The sequence below is a fragment of the Streptomyces sp. NPDC053750 genome (assembly GCF_044544295.1).
Lineage (GTDB): Bacteria > Actinomycetota > Actinomycetes > Streptomycetales > Streptomycetaceae > Streptomyces.
Genome location: NZ_JBITXB010000005.1, coordinates 214087 through 230783, shown reverse-complemented (window position 1 = coordinate 230783; position 16697 = coordinate 214087). Strand labels below are relative to the sequence as shown.

The following is a 16697-nucleotide window of genomic DNA, read 5'->3' as shown; positions in this document are numbered from 1 at the left end:
CGTGGGGAGGAGCATGGCAGCGGGCGTAGAAACAATCAAGCATGCTTGCATGAATTGAGTGCCCGGGTGACCGGGCACCCCCGGCCCCGGCCCCGGCTAGTGGCCGTCGTCCCCCGGCCCCGGGAGCGGTCGCTTCGCCCGGCTCCCCCGCCCCACCTGGGTCCGCACCGCGCCCATGCTCGCCGCGATGACGAGCGCGATGGCGGCGGACTGGGTGGCGGACAGGGCCTGGTCGAGGATGAGGAACCCGGCCGCCGCGGCGATGGCGGGTTCCAGGCTCATGAGGATGGCGAAGGTGGGCGCGGGCAGGCGGCGCAGGGCGAGAAGCTCGAGGGTGTAGGGCAGGACGGAGGAGAGCAGGGCGACCCCGGCGCCCAGCGCGAGCGTCACCGGGTCGATGAGCGCGGTGCCCGACTCGGCGATGCCCAGCGGCAGGAAGAGCACCGCCCCGACCGCCATCGCGAGGGCCAGCCCGTCGGCCTGCGGGAAGCGGCGCCCCGTACGCGCGCTGAAGACGATGTACGCCGCCCACATCCCGCCCGCCGCCAGCGCGAAGGCGGCGCCGACCGGGTCGAGGCTGTCGAAGCCGCCGCCGCCGAGGAGGAACACGCCGGCCAGGGCGAGCGCGGCCCAGACGAGATTGACCGCGCGGCGGGAGGCGAAGACGGAGAGGGCGAGCGGGCCGAGCACCTCCAGGGTGACGGCGGGGCCGAGGGGGATGCGGTCGACGGCCTGGTAGAAGAGGCCGTTCATACCGGCCATGGCGATGCCGAAGACGACGACCGTGCCCCAGTCGGCCCGGGAGTGGCCGCGCAGCCGGGGCCGGCACACCAGGAGCAGGACGACGGCGGCCACGACCAGCCGCAGGGTCACCACTCCGAGCGCACCGGCGCGGGGCATGAGGCTGACGGCCAGCGCGGCGCCGAACTGCACGGAGAGCCCTCCGGCGAGGACCAGACCGACGGGACCGAGGGCACCCCACCGGCCGCCCGGCGCGCCACCCTGCGCGGGCGCGCGGCCGGAGGCGGGCGCTGTCTCGGGGGCGGCCACGGGGGCGGCGGCCGGGGACGAGGTGCCGGGGGTGGCGCTGGGGGTGCTCACGAGGGCTCCGGGACGGGACGGCGGGTGGACTTTGTTCATCATGCTGTACGGCAGAGTCCAGGGTAATGGACTCGGTCAGGCGTGTAGCGCTTTTATGCAACTGTCAGGGGCGGGGAACGGGGCTGTCAACGGACGTCCGCCAGGCGGGCAGGACGCGCCGGACGACACCGCTCGCCGACCAGGTAGCGTCCGCCTTGTGAGACGACTCCTGACCCGCCTCTGGCGCCTCCTGCGCCCGCTGCAGAGCCGCGTCATGTGGCTCGTGAACGCCAAGTTCGTGGTCGGCGTGACCGGCGTCGTGCGCGACGACGAGGGCCGGGTCCTGCTGCTGAAGCACCGGATGTGGCCGCCGGGCCGTCAGTGGGGCCTGCCGAGCGGTTTCGCGCACAAGGGCGAGGACTTCCGGCAGACCGTGGTCCGCGAGGTCAAGGAGGAGACGGACCTCGACGTGGAGGTCGGCCGCCTGGTCATGCTCAACAGCGGCTTCCGCACCCGCCTGGAGGTAGCCTACGAGGCGCGACTGCTCGGCGGCGAACTGCGCCTCGACCCGTTCGAGATCCTGGAGGCCCGCTGGTGTCACCCGGACGACCTGCCCGAGGACGTCCAGCCGGTGTGCCGCCCGCTGGTGCGCGGCGAAACGGCGCCCTGAAGCACCTTCGTGGGCGTGTTCGTGGGCGTCTTCGGCGACGCACCTGAAGTATCGCCTCGGAGAATGAGCCCGGCCGCCGTCCCGCCGCTACCCTCGAAGCCGTCACAGCGAGGAGGGCTTCTGATGCGCAGCGTGACCTATTCGATGGGTGTCTCGCTCGACGGCTACATCGTCGGGCCGGACGGCGACTTCAACTGGACGGAGCCCGACGCGGACGTCTTCCGCTTCTGGATCGACGAGATCCGGGACGTCGACGTCCACCTGCTCGGACGACGGCTGTACGAGACGATGCTGTACTGGGAGACGGCCGAGCAGGACGCGTCGCTCGACGACTCCGAGCTCGAATGGGCCGCGCTCTGGAATCCGCTCCCGAAGGTGGTGTTCTCGACCACGCTGTCGTCGGTGCAGGGCAGCGCCCGCCTGGCCTCCGGCGGGGTGGCGGAGGAGATCGAGCGGTTGCGGGCCGAGCCCGGGGAGGGCGACATCGCGATCGGCGGCGCGACGCTCGCCGCCCAGGCGGCCGAGGCGGGCCTGATCGACGAGTACCGCGCCGTGGTCCACCCGGTGCTGGTCGGCGGCGGCATTCCGTTCTTCCCCCGGAGCGAGCGCCGGGTGGATCTCGAACTCGTCGAGACCCGCACCTTCGACTCGGGAGTCGTCTACCTCCGCCACCGCGTGGCACGGGCCTAGAGGCTAGTGAGCGATCCCACCGCCCCCCATCAGCAGGTCCAGCCTCTCGCTGTCGTCGAAGGTGTCCCCGTACAGCCGGGTGACACCCGCGGCGGACGGCCCGCCGCCCGTGCCGGGCAGCAGCCACGCGGAGCTGTCGCTCGTGTCGCCGCCCGGCTCGGCCACCACCAGGTCGGCACGGTGGTCGCCGTCCAGGTCGGTGAGGGCCACCTCCGCACCGAAACCGGCCCGCTCGGCCGAGCCGGGGAGGTCACCGCCCTCGAACACCCGGGCGCCCTCGCCGGTCAGTCCGTCCGGGCCGCCCGCCAGGAACAGCACCTGCTCCGGGCCCGGTTCGGCGTACGGGTCCCACCTCGAGGCCCCGGCCACCACGTCCGCGTATCCGTCGCCGTTCACGTCCCCCGTATCCAGGGAGACGAGAACGGCGTCCTCGTCCTGGGGCTCCTCACCGGGCACGCCCGGCGTGTCGCGGTCGATCGTCGTCCTGCGCTTGCCCGGCCCGGACTCCGACCCGTAGACCACCGTCACCGAACTCCGGCTCGCGTCGCCGCCCCGGGGACTGAGCACCAGGTCCCCGTATCCGTCGCCGTCCACGTCACCGACGGCCGCCGTCGCCGCGTCGGGGAGGTCGACGCCGTCCGGCTGGGTGAGGCCGTCGGAGCCGCCGCGGAAGTAGCCGACCGGCCAGCGGGTCTCGGACCATGAGGCGTCCCGGGACCAGTCGTAGTGGAAGGTCACCAGCTCGTCGGCGCCGTCGCCATTCAGGTCCCCGGCGACGAGGTCGAGGTAGTTCGCGTTGTCGACGTCCCCCGAGGGCCGGCGCGGGGCCGGGACCGCGGCCGTCTCCGCCGGGGTGCCGTCCCTTTCGAACGGCCCCTTGAGCAGGCCCTCCCCTGAGCCCAGCCCGAAGACCAGATCGGCGTGCCCGTCCCCGTCGAAGTCACCGGCGGCGAGCTGCTCGTCCAGGATCGGGTCGTTGTCCCAGGAGACGTGACTGGTGTCCGTCCCCGGCACCCGGGTGGCACGCGACAGCCCGTCGGGGGAACCCCACATCACGACGACGCCCGGTTTCCAGTCGAAGACGGAGGTGGCGAGGTCGGTGTACCCGTCCTCGTCGAAGTCACGGGCCACGACGTCGGTCCCGAAGAACGCCTCGTCGCGGTTCTTCCCCGGTATCCCGGGGTCGTCCTGCGTGAGGTACTGACAGCGGGAGAGCCGCGTCCCGTCCCCCGCCCCGTACGCGACCTCGATACTCCCGCCACCGCTCCCACCCTCCACGCTCCCCAGCGAGCCGAAGGCCAGGTCGGGGTGGCCGTCCCCGTCGAAGTCGGCGGCGGTGGTGGCGGTACCGGCCGGAACGGGCCGGTCCGAAGCGGGCGCGGTGCCGTGCAGCGAGGTCCGGCAGGCATGCGGCGCGGCGAGGTCGGCCGCCGAGTCCCCCGCGATCACCACACCCGCGACGACGGCCAGCGCGACAAGGGCCGCACCGCCCCCGACGAACCACCACCGCTCACCGCCCCGCTGCCGCGCCCCTACCCCTTGATCACCCGAACCGTCCATACGAACGATCACGCAGCGGCTGCCCGGCACGGTTCCGGTCAGGCCGGGGCGGCGTCACTGCCTTCCGGCCGCTCGGCGACGAAGGACCCGAGGCCGGGCTCCGTGTAGGTGAGCCCCTCTTCGCGCAGTGCCCGCAGGACCTTGTGGGCCGTCGCGTTGGCGATCCCGAACTCGGCGGTGAGTTGCACGACGGACGGGACGCGCGTACGCGGCGGGTAGGTGCCGTCTGCGACACGACCACGCACCACCTCGGCGACCTGACGCCAGCGGGGGACGTCGGGAACAAAATCGATCACCGGTTCAGGATGAGCATACTTAGCGCGATAGGCGATACGTAGCACCCCTAGCATGCCTAGAATGCTCACTGTCGTACCCCCGCGACGGATGGAGCCGTCCGGGGGCGTGGCCACCAGCCAAATCCACGAAGGAGCTGATGACATGACCGACCTTATCGGCCGCCTCATCACCTGGGTGAGCCTCCTGCTCAACCCTCAAGGCACCCACCGCCGCACCGGCCCACGTCCGACGGCCCGCCCCGCACCGCCCCACCCGACCCCCACCGGCATGGCCCCCCTCCCCGCCCACCGCAGCTCCTACGGCCTGCCCACCCCCCTCGACGGCGCAGAGACCGCGGCCGTACGCCCGTACGTCCTCCTCCACACCCCGTACGAGCTGGAGGCAGCGGCATGACGACACCCCGCGAGCCCCGCCTGCTCCCCTGGTCCGGCCCCGAGGGCAAGCCCTGCTACCTGATCACCGACGACGACGGTGGCCCCGTCTCACGACTGGCCGACACCACCGAGGTCACCCAGCTCGGCATGGGCGCAGAGCTGCTCGCCCATGCCCGCGAGCTCCTCCCCAGCACCCCGCGCGGCGAACTCCACTACCTCGCCGAACGATTGGCGGAATGCCTGGCCAACGCCCTGAGAGTGGCCGAGAGTCGCGGCCGACGACTGGAAGCCATCGACTCCGCGGGCTGAGGCACTGACACGAGCCGCCCCTCCCCTCACCCCGCGGTATCACCCCGTCCTCTGGCATCACCCTCCAGTCGTACGCCAAGTAACGCCAGGGATCGATGTGTTGAGTGCGTTCGGAACCTAGGTTCGGTGCATGACCACAAGATCGCGCAAGGCCGCAGTAGCCGCTCTGCTGACGTGCGCGTTGGCTGCCCCGCTCCTGGGCGCCGCGCCCGCGTCGGCTTCACAGCAGGCGCACGCTCAAGCGCAGTACTCGGTACCGGGGACGCGCAGCACCAGCGCACTCGAGCTCCCGCGTCCCGCCGGACCGTACCCGGTGGGACGCCGCACCCTGCACCTCGTCGACCGGCACCGTACCGACCCCTGGGTACCGACGGCACAGGGAAGAGAGTTGATGGTGTCCGTGTCGTACCCGGCCCGGTCGGCGCGGACCGGGTCACCGGCGGCGTACGTGACGGCCGGCGAGGCACGGCTCCTGCTGGAGGCCAGGGGCCTGACCGGTGTCGTGCCGGCCGAGACGCTGGCCGGCACCCGGACGCACGCGCGGGTCGACGCCGCTCCGGCGCGGGGACGCTTCCCGCTGGTGGTGCTGTCTCCCGGGTTCGGGATGCCGCGCACCACGCTCACCTCGCTCGCCGACGACCTGGCCAGTCGCGGCTATGTCGTCGCCGCCGTGGACCACGCCTACGAATCGGTGGCCACGGAGTACCCCGGGGGACGGATTCCGGCCTGCGTGGCCTGTGACGAGGTCGACGGGCCTCCGGCACTGGCAGCCGTGGTGCGCGGGCGGGCGGACGACCTGTCGTTCGTGATCGACGAGCTGACCGACCACCGGAGGGCCGGGGCGCTGGCCCGCATGATCGACTCGCGGCGGATCGGGGCAGCCGGGCATTCGATCGGCGGAGCGACGGCCGCGGCGACCATGGCCACCGACCGCCGGGTGCGGGCCGGCGTCGACCTGGACGGCAACTTCTTCGTCGACGACGCCGGGGCAGGGCTCGGTACGCGGCCCTTCATGATGCTCGGCGCGGAGAACGTCCACAGCCCCGGCGGCGACATCACCGACTGGGACGACGCCTGGGACCGTCTGCACGGCTGGAAGCGCTGGCTGACCGTCGAAGGCGCCGGGCACTTCTCCTTCACCGACTTCCCCTGGCTCGCCGACCGGTTGGGACTGCCGGAGGACCCCGCGGTTCCGCTCTCAGCCGAGCGGGGTTGGTACATCACCCGCGACTATGTCGGTGCCTTCTTCGACCTCCACCTCCGCGGCAACCCCCAACCCTTGCTCGACGGCCCCACGGCATCCCGCCCCGAGGTCGACTTCCACCGGCCGTAGCCCGCGTCACGCCTGGTCCAACCCCTCCGCCAGCACCTCCGCCAGATGCCGCCCCCGGGTCCCCGCCAGTTGCTCCAGCTGCGTCCGGCACGAGAAGCCGTCCGCCAGGACCACCGCCCCCTCCGGCGCCTCCCGCACTGCCGGGAGCAGCTGGTCCTCGGCGCACGCGGCCGACACCTCGTAGTGGCCCTTCTCGAAGCCGAAGTTGCCCGCGAGGCCGCAGCAGCCGCCACTCAACTCGCCGCTCAGGCCCGCTGCCTCACGCAGGCGGCGGTCGGCCGCGTCGCCGAGGACCGCGTGCTGGTGGCAGTGGGTCTGGCCGACCGCCGGGAGGTTCAGGGCGGGCGGCCTCCAGTCGGGGGCATGGCGCTCCAGGGCCTCCGCGAACGTCACCACGCGGGCGGCGAGGCGGGCCGCTCGCGGATCGTCGTGCAGCAGTTCCGGCAGGTCCGTGCGCAGGGCGGCGGCGCAGCTCGGTTCCAGGACGACGACCGGAGCCGAGGTCTCCAGTACCGGGGCCATCAGGTCCAGCGTGCGGCGCATCACCGCGCGGGCGCGGTCCAGTTGGCCCGTCGAGACGTACGTCAGGCCGCAGCAGACCCGGCCCCGGCGGGCGGTGAGGAGCGAGGCAGCCGACCTCGACGTACCGTCCCCGACCACGGCACGCCCCCGCAGCGTCGGCGGCAGCACCACCCGCAGCCCCGCCGCCTCCAGCACCCGTACGGCCGCCCGGCCCACGGACGGCGACAGGTGCTCGGTGAAGGTGTCGGGCCACAGCACCACCAGCTCGCCCTCGCCGACGGGACGCCCACGCCGCCGCCACCACCGGCTGAACGTCTCCCCCGCCAGCCGCGGCACCTCCCGCTCCCCCGCGATGCCACCCAGCCGTTTCGCCACCGCCGCCAACGGGCCCACGGACGCCAGCGCGTTGACGACCGGCGCCACCCGCGTCCGCGCCGCCCAGCGCAGCCACACCGGCAGCCACCCCATCGCGTAGTGGGCGGCCGGGCGGCGCCGCCCCGCGTAGTGGTGGTGCAGGAACTCCGCCTTGTACGTGGCCATGTCGACCTCGACCGGGCAGTCCGAGCGGCACCCCTTGCAGGACAGGCACAGGTCCAACGCGTCCCGGACCTCCGGCGACCGCCAGCCGTCCGTCACCAGCTCCCCGGCGAGCATCTCGTGCAGCAGCCGGGCGCGGCCGCGCGTGGAGTGCTCCTCCTCCCCCGTCGCCCGGAACGACGGGCACATCACCCCCGAGCCGGACACCGACGTCGTACGGCACTTGGCGACCCCGACGCAGCGCCGGACCGCCGCCGAGAAGTCGCCCCCGTCGGACGGGTAGCCGAACTCCACGTCCACCGGCTCGCGCGGCAGGACGGAGAAGCGCAGGTTCGTGTCCAGCGGCGCCGGACGGACCAGCATCCCCGGGTTGAGGAGGTCGTCCGGGTCCCAGACGGCCTTCGCGCGCTCGAAGAGCGCCACCGTCTCCCCGCCGTACATCCGCGGCAGCAGCTCCGCCCGCGCCTGCCCGTCCCCGTGCTCCCCGGACAACGAACCCCCGTGCGCCACGACCACGTCCGCCAGCTCCTCCGAGAAGCGGCGGAAACGGGCGACCCCGGCGTCCGTCAGCAGGTCGAAGTCGATGCGCACGTGGATGCAGCCGTCGCCGAAGTGGCCGTACGGCGTGCCGCGCAGGCCGTGGGCGGTCAGCAGGGCCCTGAAGTCCCGCAGGTAGGCGCCCAGTCGGGCCGGCGGCACCGCGCAGTCCTCCCAGCCGGGCCACGCCTCCGCACCGTCCGGCATCCGCGTCGCCGTACCGCTCGCGTCCTCCCGGATGCGCCACAGCGCCCGCTGCCCGGCCGGGTCGGTCACCACCAGCGCGTCCACGGCGTCCTCCGCCGCCCGCACGACCGCCTCGGCCCCGGCCCGCGCCTGCGCCGCCGAGTCCCCGCCCGTCTCCACGAACAGCCACGCCCCGCCCCGCGGCAGCCCCTGCGTGGACGGGACCAGGTCCACCGCCATGCCCTCCACGGTCAGCGGCCCGAGGGGCAGCAGCCCGGCCGCCGCCTCCGCCGCCCCGGCCTCGTCGGCGTATCCGAGGACCGCCAGAGCACGTGCCCTCGGAGCCTCGACCAGCCGCACGACCGCCTCGGTCAGCACGCCCAGCGTGCCCTCCGCACCGCAGAAGGAGCGGGCCACGTCCGCGCCCCGCTCCGGCAGCAGCGCGTCCAGCGCGTAGCCGGAGATACGGCGCGGGAGGTCGGGAAAGCCCGTGCGCAGGCGCGCCAGGTCGCCGGACACCAGCTCGCGCAGGCCCTCCGGCGCCCCGGCCCACCCCTGCCCGAGCCGCAGGGACCGCCCCCGCGCGGTGAGCACCGTGAGCTCGCGCACGCTGTCCGCCGTCGTGCCCCACGCCACCGAGTGGGAGCCGCACGAGTTGTTGCCGATCATCCCGCCGAGCGTGCAGCGGCTGTGGGTGGAGGGGTCGGGGCCGAAGCGCAGGCCGTGCGGGGCGGCGGCCTGCTGGAGCCGGTCGAGGACCAGGCCCGGCTGGACGACGGCCGTACGGGCGTCGGGATCGAGGGCGACCAGCCGGTTCATGTGCCGGGTGAAGTCCAGGACCACGCCCGTGCCCGTCGCCTGCCCGGCGATCGACGTGCCCCCGCCCCTCGGCACGACCGGCACCCCGTGCGCCCGGCACACCTCCAGCACCGCCGCCACGTCGTCGGCGTCCCTCGGCGCCACCACGCCGAGCGGCACCCGGCGGTAGTTGGACGCGTCCATCGTGGTCAGCGCCCGGGACGTGACGTCGAATCCGACCTCGCCCCGGACGGCCCTGCGCAGTGCTGCCTCCAGATCGGTCATGCCCCCAGCATGGGCTCTCGTAGCTCCGTACAGGTCCGCACGGCGGAGATCTCGTCTCATCGGACGGACATGACGCCGTCCGGATCGGCCGAGGGGATACGCTCCGGATCGTGGCTGAGATCCAGATTCCTGCTGACATCAAGCCCGCGGACGGTCGATTCGGCGCGGGTCCCTCCAAGGTGCGGGTGGAGGCGCTGGACGCCCTGGCCGCCACCGGTACGTCCCTGCTCGGCACCTCCCACCGCCAGGCGCCCGTCAAGAACCTCGTCGGCAAGGTCCGTGAGGGCATCCGCGAGCTGTTCCGGCTCCCCGACGGCTACGAGGTGATCCTCGGCAACGGCGGGTCCACCGCGTTCTGGGACGTCGCGACCCACGGTCTGATCGAGAACAAGTCGCAGCACCTGAACTTCGGTGAGTTCTCCTCCAAGTTCGCCAAGGCGGCCAAGCTCGCCCCCTGGCTGGCCGAGCCGACGGTCATCGCCTCCGACCCGGGCACGCACCCCGAGGCGCAGGCCGAGGCCGGGGTGGACGTGTACGCGTTCACGCACAACGAGACCTCGACCGGCGTCGCCATGCCCATCAGGCGCGTGGCCGGTGCCGACGAGGGCGCCCTCGTCCTCGTCGACGCCACCTCCGGGGCCGGCGGCCTGCCGGTGGACATCGCCGAGACCGACGTCTACTACTTCGCCCCGCAGAAGTCCTTCGCCTCCGACGGCGGCCTGTGGATCGGCGTGTTCTCCCCGGCCGCGATCGAGCGCGCCGAGCGGATCCACGCGTCCGGCCGCCACGTCCCGGAGTTCTTCTCCCTCCCCACGGCGATCGACAACTCCCGCAAGAACCAGACGTACAACACCCCGGCGCTCGCCACGCTGTTCCTCCTGGGCGAGCAGTTGGAGTGGATGAACGGCCAGGGCGGCCTGGACTTCACCACTGCCCGCACCAAGGACTCCTCGACCCGCCTGTACACGTGGGCCGACGAGTCCAAGTACGCCACCCCGTTCGTCTCCGACCCGGCCAAGCGCTCGCAGGTCATCGGCACCATCGACTTCGCCGACGACATCGACGCCGCCGCCGTCGCCAAGGTGCTGCGCGCCAACGGCATCGTCGACACCGAGCCGTACCGCAAGCTCGGCCGCAACCAGCTGCGCGTCGCGATGTTCCCGGCGATCGACCCGGCGGACGTCGAGGCACTGACGAAGTGCGTCGACTACGTCATCGAGAAGCTGTAGCCGCCACCACCGGCACGACGACGGAGGGCGCCCGGCGGATGATCCGCCGGGCGCCCTTCGTACATCGGTGGGATCTCTACTCCCCGACGAACAGCTTCTCGGCGTGCTCCACAGTCAGGGAGCGGTCGAGCCAGGTGCCCAGCACGTCGAGGTCGGTACAGGCGGTGACCCGGTCCCGGACGGAGTCGGAGGTCTCGACACCCCGCACCTCGAGAATGCGCAGAATATCCTCCGCTTTGCCCTTGGCGCGGCCTTCGAGCCAGGACTCCTCGACGATCGAGTTGCTGCCCGGAAAGTTCGGGGTGTAAGTGGCCATCAGCTGCCTCCAATAGTCACGCCCCGGGCCCTCGCCCAGACCGACTTCTACGATCTCCGCCCAGTCCACCCGGTCCACTTTCCCGGATCCGGACTTCCCTGCGTCGTCCGCCACTCCTGACGCCAGCGCGTCCAGTATCGCAGTCAGTCCCGGGTCCGAGGCGTAGGCGAGTGCAGAGAAGACGGCGACCCCGAGGTCTCGGGCCGCCTCGTCCGGCTCCGTGATCACGGGGAGGATTCCAGGTCCCAGAACCAGCGGGAAAACAACCATGCTCGTGTGGAACCCGCGGCCGACACGGATCGGTTCCGACGCCCAGGACGCGGTCGCCTTGTCCTTGCACACCACCAGAAGGAACGGCGGCAACCGGTACTTGGCGTACATGTGGCCAAGTAGTAGGTCCAGCTGTTGTGCTTTTCCGGGTCCGGCTTGCCCTGCGATTCGACGGCGAGCACGAAGCCGCCCTCCTCACCGGGCACGTGCACCCGGAACACACTGTCCACGCGGCGCTCAAGTGGCCTGATCTCGGTGAGATCGGTGTCCAGGGGTTCGATCGCGGTGTGCTCCGGAAACCCAATGCCCGCCCGCGGCAACAGCCGGGCGAACAGCCCCGGATCCACGCGGAAGATCCGGTGCAACGCTTCATGCGGTGAACTCACCATGCGACGGAACGTAATTGCATGGGCATATTAAGCGGGGGGATTCGGCTCGGACCCAGCCGAACGGGTGAACATGCCAGCGACCTATGCCAGAAGCATGCGTCTCCGGTACGACAGCGGACGGCGCCCGGCGGCGCACCGGCAGGACGCCAAGACGTTCCGACGAACGCGCGTGATCCCCCGCCGCGTCTCCTGGTCGGCCAGTGCTCCGTCAACCGGGCTTGAAGCTGACACCGTGTGAGGGCCTAGCGTTGCCGCCGTGGACGACGGGACGTGGTGGACGGTGGGCGAACTGGCGCACGCGTCCGGGGTGTCGGTGCGGGTGTTGCGGCACTGGGACGCGTTGGGCGTGGTGTCTCCCGAGCGCACGCCGAGCGGTCACCGCCGTTACGGCCCCGCGCACGTCACACGTCTCTACCGGGCGATGGCCCTGCGCCGGACCGGCCTGGGGCTTCGGCAGGTCGCCGCCTTGCTGGACCGCGAGGATCCGGACCCGGCGGCGACGCTGCGCGCGCACCTCGACGACGTCGAGGAGGACCTCAGGCGGCGAAGTCAACTCCGCGACCGGCTCGTGGCCGCGCTCGGGGGTTCGGAGCCGGACCAGCTGATGAAGGTGATCGAGACCATGACCATGTTCGAGCAGTACGTGCACGGCTACCGGCCCGAGGAGAGCACGCGGCTCGCGGACCAGGCGGACGCCCTGGTCGAGCTGTTGCACGGCGACACCCGGTTCCGGCCCGGCGAGCGGGTTCTGGAGATGGGGTGCGGCGTGGGCGCGCAGACCACCGCCCTGGCTTCGCGCAGCCCGCACTCGCACTTCGTGTCGGCCGACATCGCCACCGACTCGCTGAAGTCGGCCTCGGGGCGTGTCGCTGCCGCGGGGCTCACGAACGTCGAGTTCGTCGAGAAGGACGTCTTCGGGCTCCCCGAACGGGAGGGCGGGTTCGCCGAGGCGTCCTTCGACCACGTCTTCGTGTGCTTCCTGCTGGAGCACCTGCCCGCTCCGGTCGACGCGCTGCAACGGCTGCGGCGTCTCGTGCGGCCCGGCGGGACGATCACCGTGATCGAGGGCGACCACGGCTCGGTCTATTTCCACCCGGACGACGAAGCGGCGCGCGCGGCGGTCGCGTGCCAGGTGACGCTGCAGCGGCACGCCGGCGGTGACGCCCTCATCGGCCGGCAGCTCTTTCCCCTGCTGCACGAGGCGGACTGGTCGGACATCGCCGTCAGCCCGCGCACCGTCTACGTCGACGGCAGCCGGCCGGAACTGGCCGAGAGCTTCACCAGACGCACCTTCACCGCGATGATCTCGGGGGTCCGGGAGCCCGCCGTCGCGGCGGGGCTGATCGACGCGCGGACCTTCGACGCGGGCATTGCCGCCCTGCGGCGCACGGCCGAACCCGACGGGGTGTTCTGCTACACCTTCTTCAAGGCGGTCGCACACCGCCGGACCTAGTACTCAGAGGCTCCCTGGGCCTGCCTGCCGGCGAGGACCCGTGGGTGGAGCCGGGAGTGGAGATCCACCGCTCCCGCGGCCTCCACCCCCGGCTCCCCCCGGTCGTCCCGCCACGGCCCTACCGGCTCAGCCGCTGGAACCTCCGTACCGCCAGCGGCAGGAAGACCGCCGTCAGGACCACCGGCCACACGCCCGCCATCAGCAGCGCGTGCTGCTCGACCCACGAGTCGCCGCCGCCCACCGGCGTGCCGAACAGCTCGCGGGCGGCTGCCGCCGTGGAGGAGATCGGGTTCCAGGCGGCCACCCAGCCCAGCCAGTCCGGCATGAGCTGCGGTGCGACGAAGATGCTGGAGATCATCGTCAGCGGGAACGCGACCGCGAACAGGCCGCCCGCCGCCTCCGGGTTGGGGACCAGGAGCCCCAGCCACACGCCGATCCAGATCAGCGCGAACCGCAGCCACAGCAGCAGTCCGAACGCGGCGAGGAATCCCCAGCCGCCGTCCGGCCGCCACCCCATGGCCAGTGCCGTCAGCATCATGATGGCCAGCTCGGCACAGGCGACCAAGAGGTCGGTCACGCCGCGCCCCGCCACCACCGCCGAGGACGACATCGGCATGGAGCGGAACCGGTCGATGACGCCCTTGGTGGAGTCGTAGACCACGACGGTCGCGGTGTTGATGAAGCCGAACGCCATGGTCATCACGAACATGCCCGGCATCAGGAAGTCCTTGTAGTCCCCGCCGCCGGGCACGGTCATCGCGCTGCCGAAGACATAGCCGTAGAGGAGGACGGAGAGGATCGGGAAGCCGAGCTGCCAGGCGATGTTGACGGGCTGGCGCTGGTAGTGGGTCAGGCCGCGGCGGACGATGTTGCCGCAGTCGGCGAGCAGCCAGTGCAGCCGTCCGCGCTCGCGCGGGACCGCGGTCGGGTCGAGGGCGCTCATGCCGCCACCGCCTCCTTGTCCGCTTCCTGCGTGGGCTCGGCACTCGTACGGTGGCCGGTCAGGCGCAGGAACACGTCGTCGAGGCTCGGCCTGCGCAGCCCGATGTCCTCCACGGCGACGCCCTCGTCCCGGAGGGTGCGCGCCACCTCGGTCAGCGCGGACACCCGGTCGGTGACCGGGGCGTGCACGCGCAACGCCGCCTCGTCGGCCTCGGGTTCGCCGTCGCAGACGCGGGCGACCACCTTCACCACCCTCGGCATCCCGGCCCGCTCGGCGACCACCACCTCGATGCGGTCGCCGCCGACCAGGTTCTTCAGCCCGTCCGGGGTGTCGTCGGCGATGGCCCGTCCCTGGTCGATCACGGTGATCCGGGAGGCCAGCTTGTCGGCCTCCTCCAGGTACTGCGTGGTCAGCAGCACGGTCGTGCCGCTCGCCACCAGCGCCCGCACGGAGTCCCACACCTCGCCGCGGCTGCGCGGGTCGAGTCCCGTGGTCGGCTCGTCGAGGAACAGCACGGACGGGGCGAGGATCATCGACGCGGCGAGGTCGAGGCGGCGTCGCATGCCGCCGCTGTACTTGCCGACGCCCCGGTCGGCGGCGTCGGTCAGGTCGAACTGCTCCAGCAGCTCGACGGCCCGCGCCCGGGCCCGCCTGCCGCCCAGGTGGAACAGGCGCCCGAACATCTCCAGGTTCTGCCGGCCGGTGAGCACCTCGTCCACGGCCGCGTACTGCCCGGTCAGGCCGATCCGCGCCCGGACCTCGCGCGCCTGCCGGGCGACGTCGAGGCCGGCGACCTCGGCCCGTCCCCCGTCCAGCCGGATCAGCGTGGACAGGATGCGCACGGCGGTGGTCTTGCCCGCGCCGTTCGGCCCGAGCAGGCCGTGCACCGTGCCCTCCCGGACGGCCAGGTCGAAGCCGTCGAGGGCGCGTTTCTCGCCGTACCGCTTCTCCAGCCCCTCGGCCCGTACCGCGTGTCCGTCGCTCATGGGTGGCCCCCTCTCACTCCTTAACTGAGTACACCGTACCCGATTACGCGTACACCGTACTCAGTTTTTTCGCGCGGACCTAGACTGACCCCATGGCAAGCGGTACGGAGACCAGTGGCAGCGGTGACGTCACCCGCACCCTGGAACTGTTGTGGGACACCGGCCGACGGCCCAGCCGTGGACCCAAGCCGGGGCTGACGCTGGAACGGATCGTGGAGGCGGCCGTCGAGATCGCCGACCGCGACGGGCTCGGGGCCGTCTCGATGCGCCGCATCGCCACGGAGCTGGGCACGGGCACGATGTCCCTGTACCGCTACGTCCCCGGCAAGGCCGAACTGCTCGACCTGATGCTGGACCGTGTGCAGCGCCCCTCCGAGGACCCCGGCGACCTCGGCGACGGCGACTGGCGCTCGGCGCTGGAGGCCCTCGGCCACGCCACCCTCGCCCTCTACCGCCGCCACACCTGGCTGCTGGAGGTCAACCAGTCCCGCCCGATCCTGGGCCCGAGCGCGCTGGACGGCATGGAGAAGGTGCTCGCCAGGATCAAGCCGATGGGCCTGACCGACCCCGAGCTGGTCTCGGCGCTCGTCCTGATCGACGGGTACGTCGTCGGGGCCGCCCGCACGCAGGTGTACCAGGAGGAGGCGGAACGCACCTCGGGGCTCACCGACGCGCAGTTCTGGCAGGCCCAGGAACCGGTGCTGGTGAAGGCCATGACCAGCGGGCGCTACCCCGTGCTGGCCTCCCTCTCCGAGGACGCCTTCGGCACCGGCTTCGACCACTTCGGCTTCGGGCTGCAGCGCATCCTGGACGGGCTGGAGGTGCTGGTGGCCGCGCGGAACGCGACGGACGGTCCCGCCGGATCAGCGGCGGCGGAACAGCCGTCGTAGCCCGAACAGGGCCACGACGGCCACGATCAGCCCGACCGCCCCGACCTTGATGGTGTCCCCGCCCGGACCGTCGGACCCGTCGGTGCCCTCGCCCGGGGCGGCGGACCCGCCCCCGCCCGGCCCGCTGCCCGTCCCGGGCACGTCCTCGGCCTTGACGGGGCTGCTCTCGCCCTCCATGCCGAGCAGCAGCTTCTCGCCGTCCGTGGTGTACGTGGCGGACTCGCCCTGCCCGAGCGGCACGCTGATCCGCCCCGTGCGCTGGATCTTCCCGCCGTTCCAGTCGTACCAGATGCCCCCGAGGTAGCCGCGCACGGCCAGCTGCTCGCCGTCCGGGGAGAAGGCGGCGTCGGTGGCCCAGAGCTCGACGGGGGCGGCGGGCCGGAAGACGTTGGTGCCGGAGGCGGAGAGCTTCGCGGGGCCCTCGTACAGGTGCCCGCCGTCCTCGTTCTTGTCGATGAGGTAGACCCGCCCGGTCTTCGGGTGGACGACCATCGACTCGGCGTCCCGCGCACCGTCCGCGTACGTGACGACGTACTGCGTGGCCTTGACCGTCTGGTCCTTGAGCTCCTGCGGCTCGGGCAGCTCGTAGATCCACACGTGCGGCCAGGTGCCACCGAGGTTGTCCCCGATGTCGCCGACGAAGATCCGGTTGCCGGGCCCGACGGAGATCGCCTCGACGTCGCGCGGCGTGCCGACGCCGGAGAGCGCGACGCGGGCGACGGTCTCCCCGGTGGCACCGTCCACGGCGTACAGGTACGGGCCGTTGTCCTGGTCGTTGTGCGTCCAGTAGATGCCGGGGTGCAGGCGGGAGGCCGCGAGCCCGCTGGACTCGGTGATGCGCGGGTCCTTGATCGTGAAGCCGCTGCTCCCGTCCCCGTCGGCGGCGGAGGCGGGCACGGCGAACGCGCCCACGAGAAGGGCCGAGGCGAGGAGGGCGAAAGATCGGCGCATGCGCCAAGCCTGCCATCCCGCACACGCGTTCACGCCGCCGGTCACGCTGCGTGGCCGGGCTCACATCGCGTCGACCAGGCCGATCGTCCATG

Annotated in this window: 16 protein-coding genes; 8 read left to right on the top strand and 8 right to left on the bottom strand. The window is 72.3% G+C overall.

Features of this window, described 5'->3' with window-relative positions:
- Positions 1-96 precede the first annotated feature (96 nt).
- Positions 97-1101, bottom strand: coding sequence for an EamA family transporter (locus tag ACIGO6_RS16935; RefSeq protein ID WP_399876425.1), 1005 nt, complete (start codon positions 1099-1101; stop codon positions 97-99).
- A 196-nt stretch (positions 1102-1297) separates the two neighbouring features.
- Here ACIGO6_RS16935 and ACIGO6_RS16930 point away from each other — a divergent pair, with 196 nt between their 5' ends.
- Both ACIGO6_RS16930 and ACIGO6_RS16925 read left to right on the top strand, forming a co-directional pair.
- On the top strand, positions 1298-1750 hold the full coding sequence (locus ACIGO6_RS16930) for an NUDIX hydrolase (RefSeq protein ID WP_399876422.1): 453 nt from the start codon (positions 1298-1300) through the stop codon (positions 1748-1750).
- A 123-nt stretch (positions 1751-1873) separates the two neighbouring features.
- Positions 1874-2440, top strand: coding sequence for a dihydrofolate reductase family protein (locus tag ACIGO6_RS16925; RefSeq protein WP_399876419.1), 567 nt, complete (start codon positions 1874-1876; stop codon positions 2438-2440).
- Between the two features lie 3 nt (positions 2441-2443).
- Here the strand turns inward: ACIGO6_RS16925 and ACIGO6_RS16920 are convergent, their stop codons facing one another.
- Together ACIGO6_RS16920 and ACIGO6_RS16915 are read right to left on the bottom strand one after the other, a co-directional pair.
- Positions 2444-4012, bottom strand: a complete 1569-nt coding sequence (locus ACIGO6_RS16920; RefSeq protein ID WP_399876417.1) for an FG-GAP repeat protein — start codon at positions 4010-4012, stop codon at positions 2444-2446.
- Positions 4013-4038: 26 nt separating this feature from the next.
- Positions 4039-4296 carry a GntR family transcriptional regulator gene (locus ACIGO6_RS16915; protein WP_399876414.1) on the bottom strand — a complete coding sequence of 86 codons (258 nt, stop codon included), beginning with the start codon at positions 4294-4296 and terminating at the stop codon, positions 4039-4041.
- A 142-nt stretch (positions 4297-4438) separates the two neighbouring features.
- Between ACIGO6_RS16915 and ACIGO6_RS16910 the strand changes: the two genes are divergently transcribed.
- From ACIGO6_RS16910 to ACIGO6_RS16900, 3 genes are all read left to right on the top strand, one after another.
- Positions 4439-4690, top strand: a complete 252-nt coding sequence (locus tag ACIGO6_RS16910; RefSeq protein WP_399876411.1) for a hypothetical protein — start codon at positions 4439-4441, stop codon at positions 4688-4690.
- Positions 4687-4980, top strand: coding sequence for a hypothetical protein (locus ACIGO6_RS16905; RefSeq protein ID WP_399876408.1), 294 nt, complete (start codon positions 4687-4689; stop codon positions 4978-4980). The genes ACIGO6_RS16910 and ACIGO6_RS16905 overlap by 4 nt, the downstream gene beginning before the upstream one ends.
- A gap of 130 nt (positions 4981-5110) precedes the next feature.
- The gene (locus ACIGO6_RS16900) at positions 5111-6313 is read left to right on the top strand and encodes an alpha/beta hydrolase family protein (RefSeq protein WP_399876405.1); all 1203 of its coding nucleotides are present in this window, start codon (positions 5111-5113) and stop codon (positions 6311-6313) included.
- Positions 6314-6319: 6 nt separating this feature from the next.
- Here the strand turns inward: ACIGO6_RS16900 and ACIGO6_RS16895 are convergent, their stop codons facing one another.
- Positions 6320-9178, bottom strand: coding sequence for an FAD-binding and (Fe-S)-binding domain-containing protein (locus ACIGO6_RS16895; protein WP_399876403.1), 2859 nt, complete (start codon positions 9176-9178; stop codon positions 6320-6322).
- Positions 9179-9288: 110 nt separating this feature from the next.
- Here ACIGO6_RS16895 and serC point away from each other — a divergent pair, with 110 nt between their 5' ends.
- Entirely contained in the window at positions 9289-10407 is a 1119-nt protein-coding gene (gene serC / locus ACIGO6_RS16890; protein WP_399876400.1) for a phosphoserine transaminase, read from the top strand.
- Between the two features lie 76 nt (positions 10408-10483).
- Here serC and ACIGO6_RS16885 read toward each other — a convergent pair whose 3' ends face one another.
- Complete coding sequence (locus tag ACIGO6_RS16885; RefSeq protein WP_399876397.1) at positions 10484-11104, bottom strand: hypothetical protein; 621 nt, start codon at positions 11102-11104, stop codon at positions 10484-10486.
- Between the two features lie 534 nt (positions 11105-11638).
- Between ACIGO6_RS16885 and ACIGO6_RS16880 the strand changes: the two genes are divergently transcribed.
- Complete coding sequence (locus ACIGO6_RS16880) at positions 11639-12835, top strand: methyltransferase domain-containing protein (protein ID WP_399876394.1); 1197 nt, start codon at positions 11639-11641, stop codon at positions 12833-12835.
- 118 nt (positions 12836-12953) lie between these two features.
- On the opposite strand, the gene ACIGO6_RS16875 is transcribed toward ACIGO6_RS16880, so the two are convergent.
- Complete coding sequence (locus ACIGO6_RS16875; protein WP_399876392.1) at positions 12954-13778, bottom strand: ABC transporter permease; 825 nt, start codon at positions 13776-13778, stop codon at positions 12954-12956.
- Positions 13775-14764 carry an ATP-binding cassette domain-containing protein gene (locus tag ACIGO6_RS16870; protein WP_399876389.1) on the bottom strand — a complete coding sequence of 330 codons (990 nt, stop codon included), beginning with the start codon at positions 14762-14764 and terminating at the stop codon, positions 13775-13777. The genes ACIGO6_RS16875 and ACIGO6_RS16870 overlap by 4 nt, the downstream gene beginning before the upstream one ends.
- Before the next feature lie 92 nt (positions 14765-14856).
- On the opposite strand from ACIGO6_RS16870, the gene ACIGO6_RS16865 reads away from it, so the two are divergent.
- Positions 14857-15654 (top strand): TetR/AcrR family transcriptional regulator, encoded by a 798-nt coding sequence (locus tag ACIGO6_RS16865; RefSeq protein WP_399876387.1) that lies wholly within the window; start codon positions 14857-14859, stop codon positions 15652-15654.
- Here the strand turns inward: ACIGO6_RS16865 and ACIGO6_RS16860 are convergent.
- Positions 15628-16605 carry a WD40 repeat domain-containing protein gene (locus ACIGO6_RS16860; protein ID WP_399876384.1) on the bottom strand — a complete coding sequence of 326 codons (978 nt, stop codon included), beginning with the start codon at positions 16603-16605 and terminating at the stop codon, positions 15628-15630. The genes ACIGO6_RS16865 and ACIGO6_RS16860 overlap by 27 nt on opposite strands.
- Positions 16606-16697: the final 92 nt, after the last annotated feature.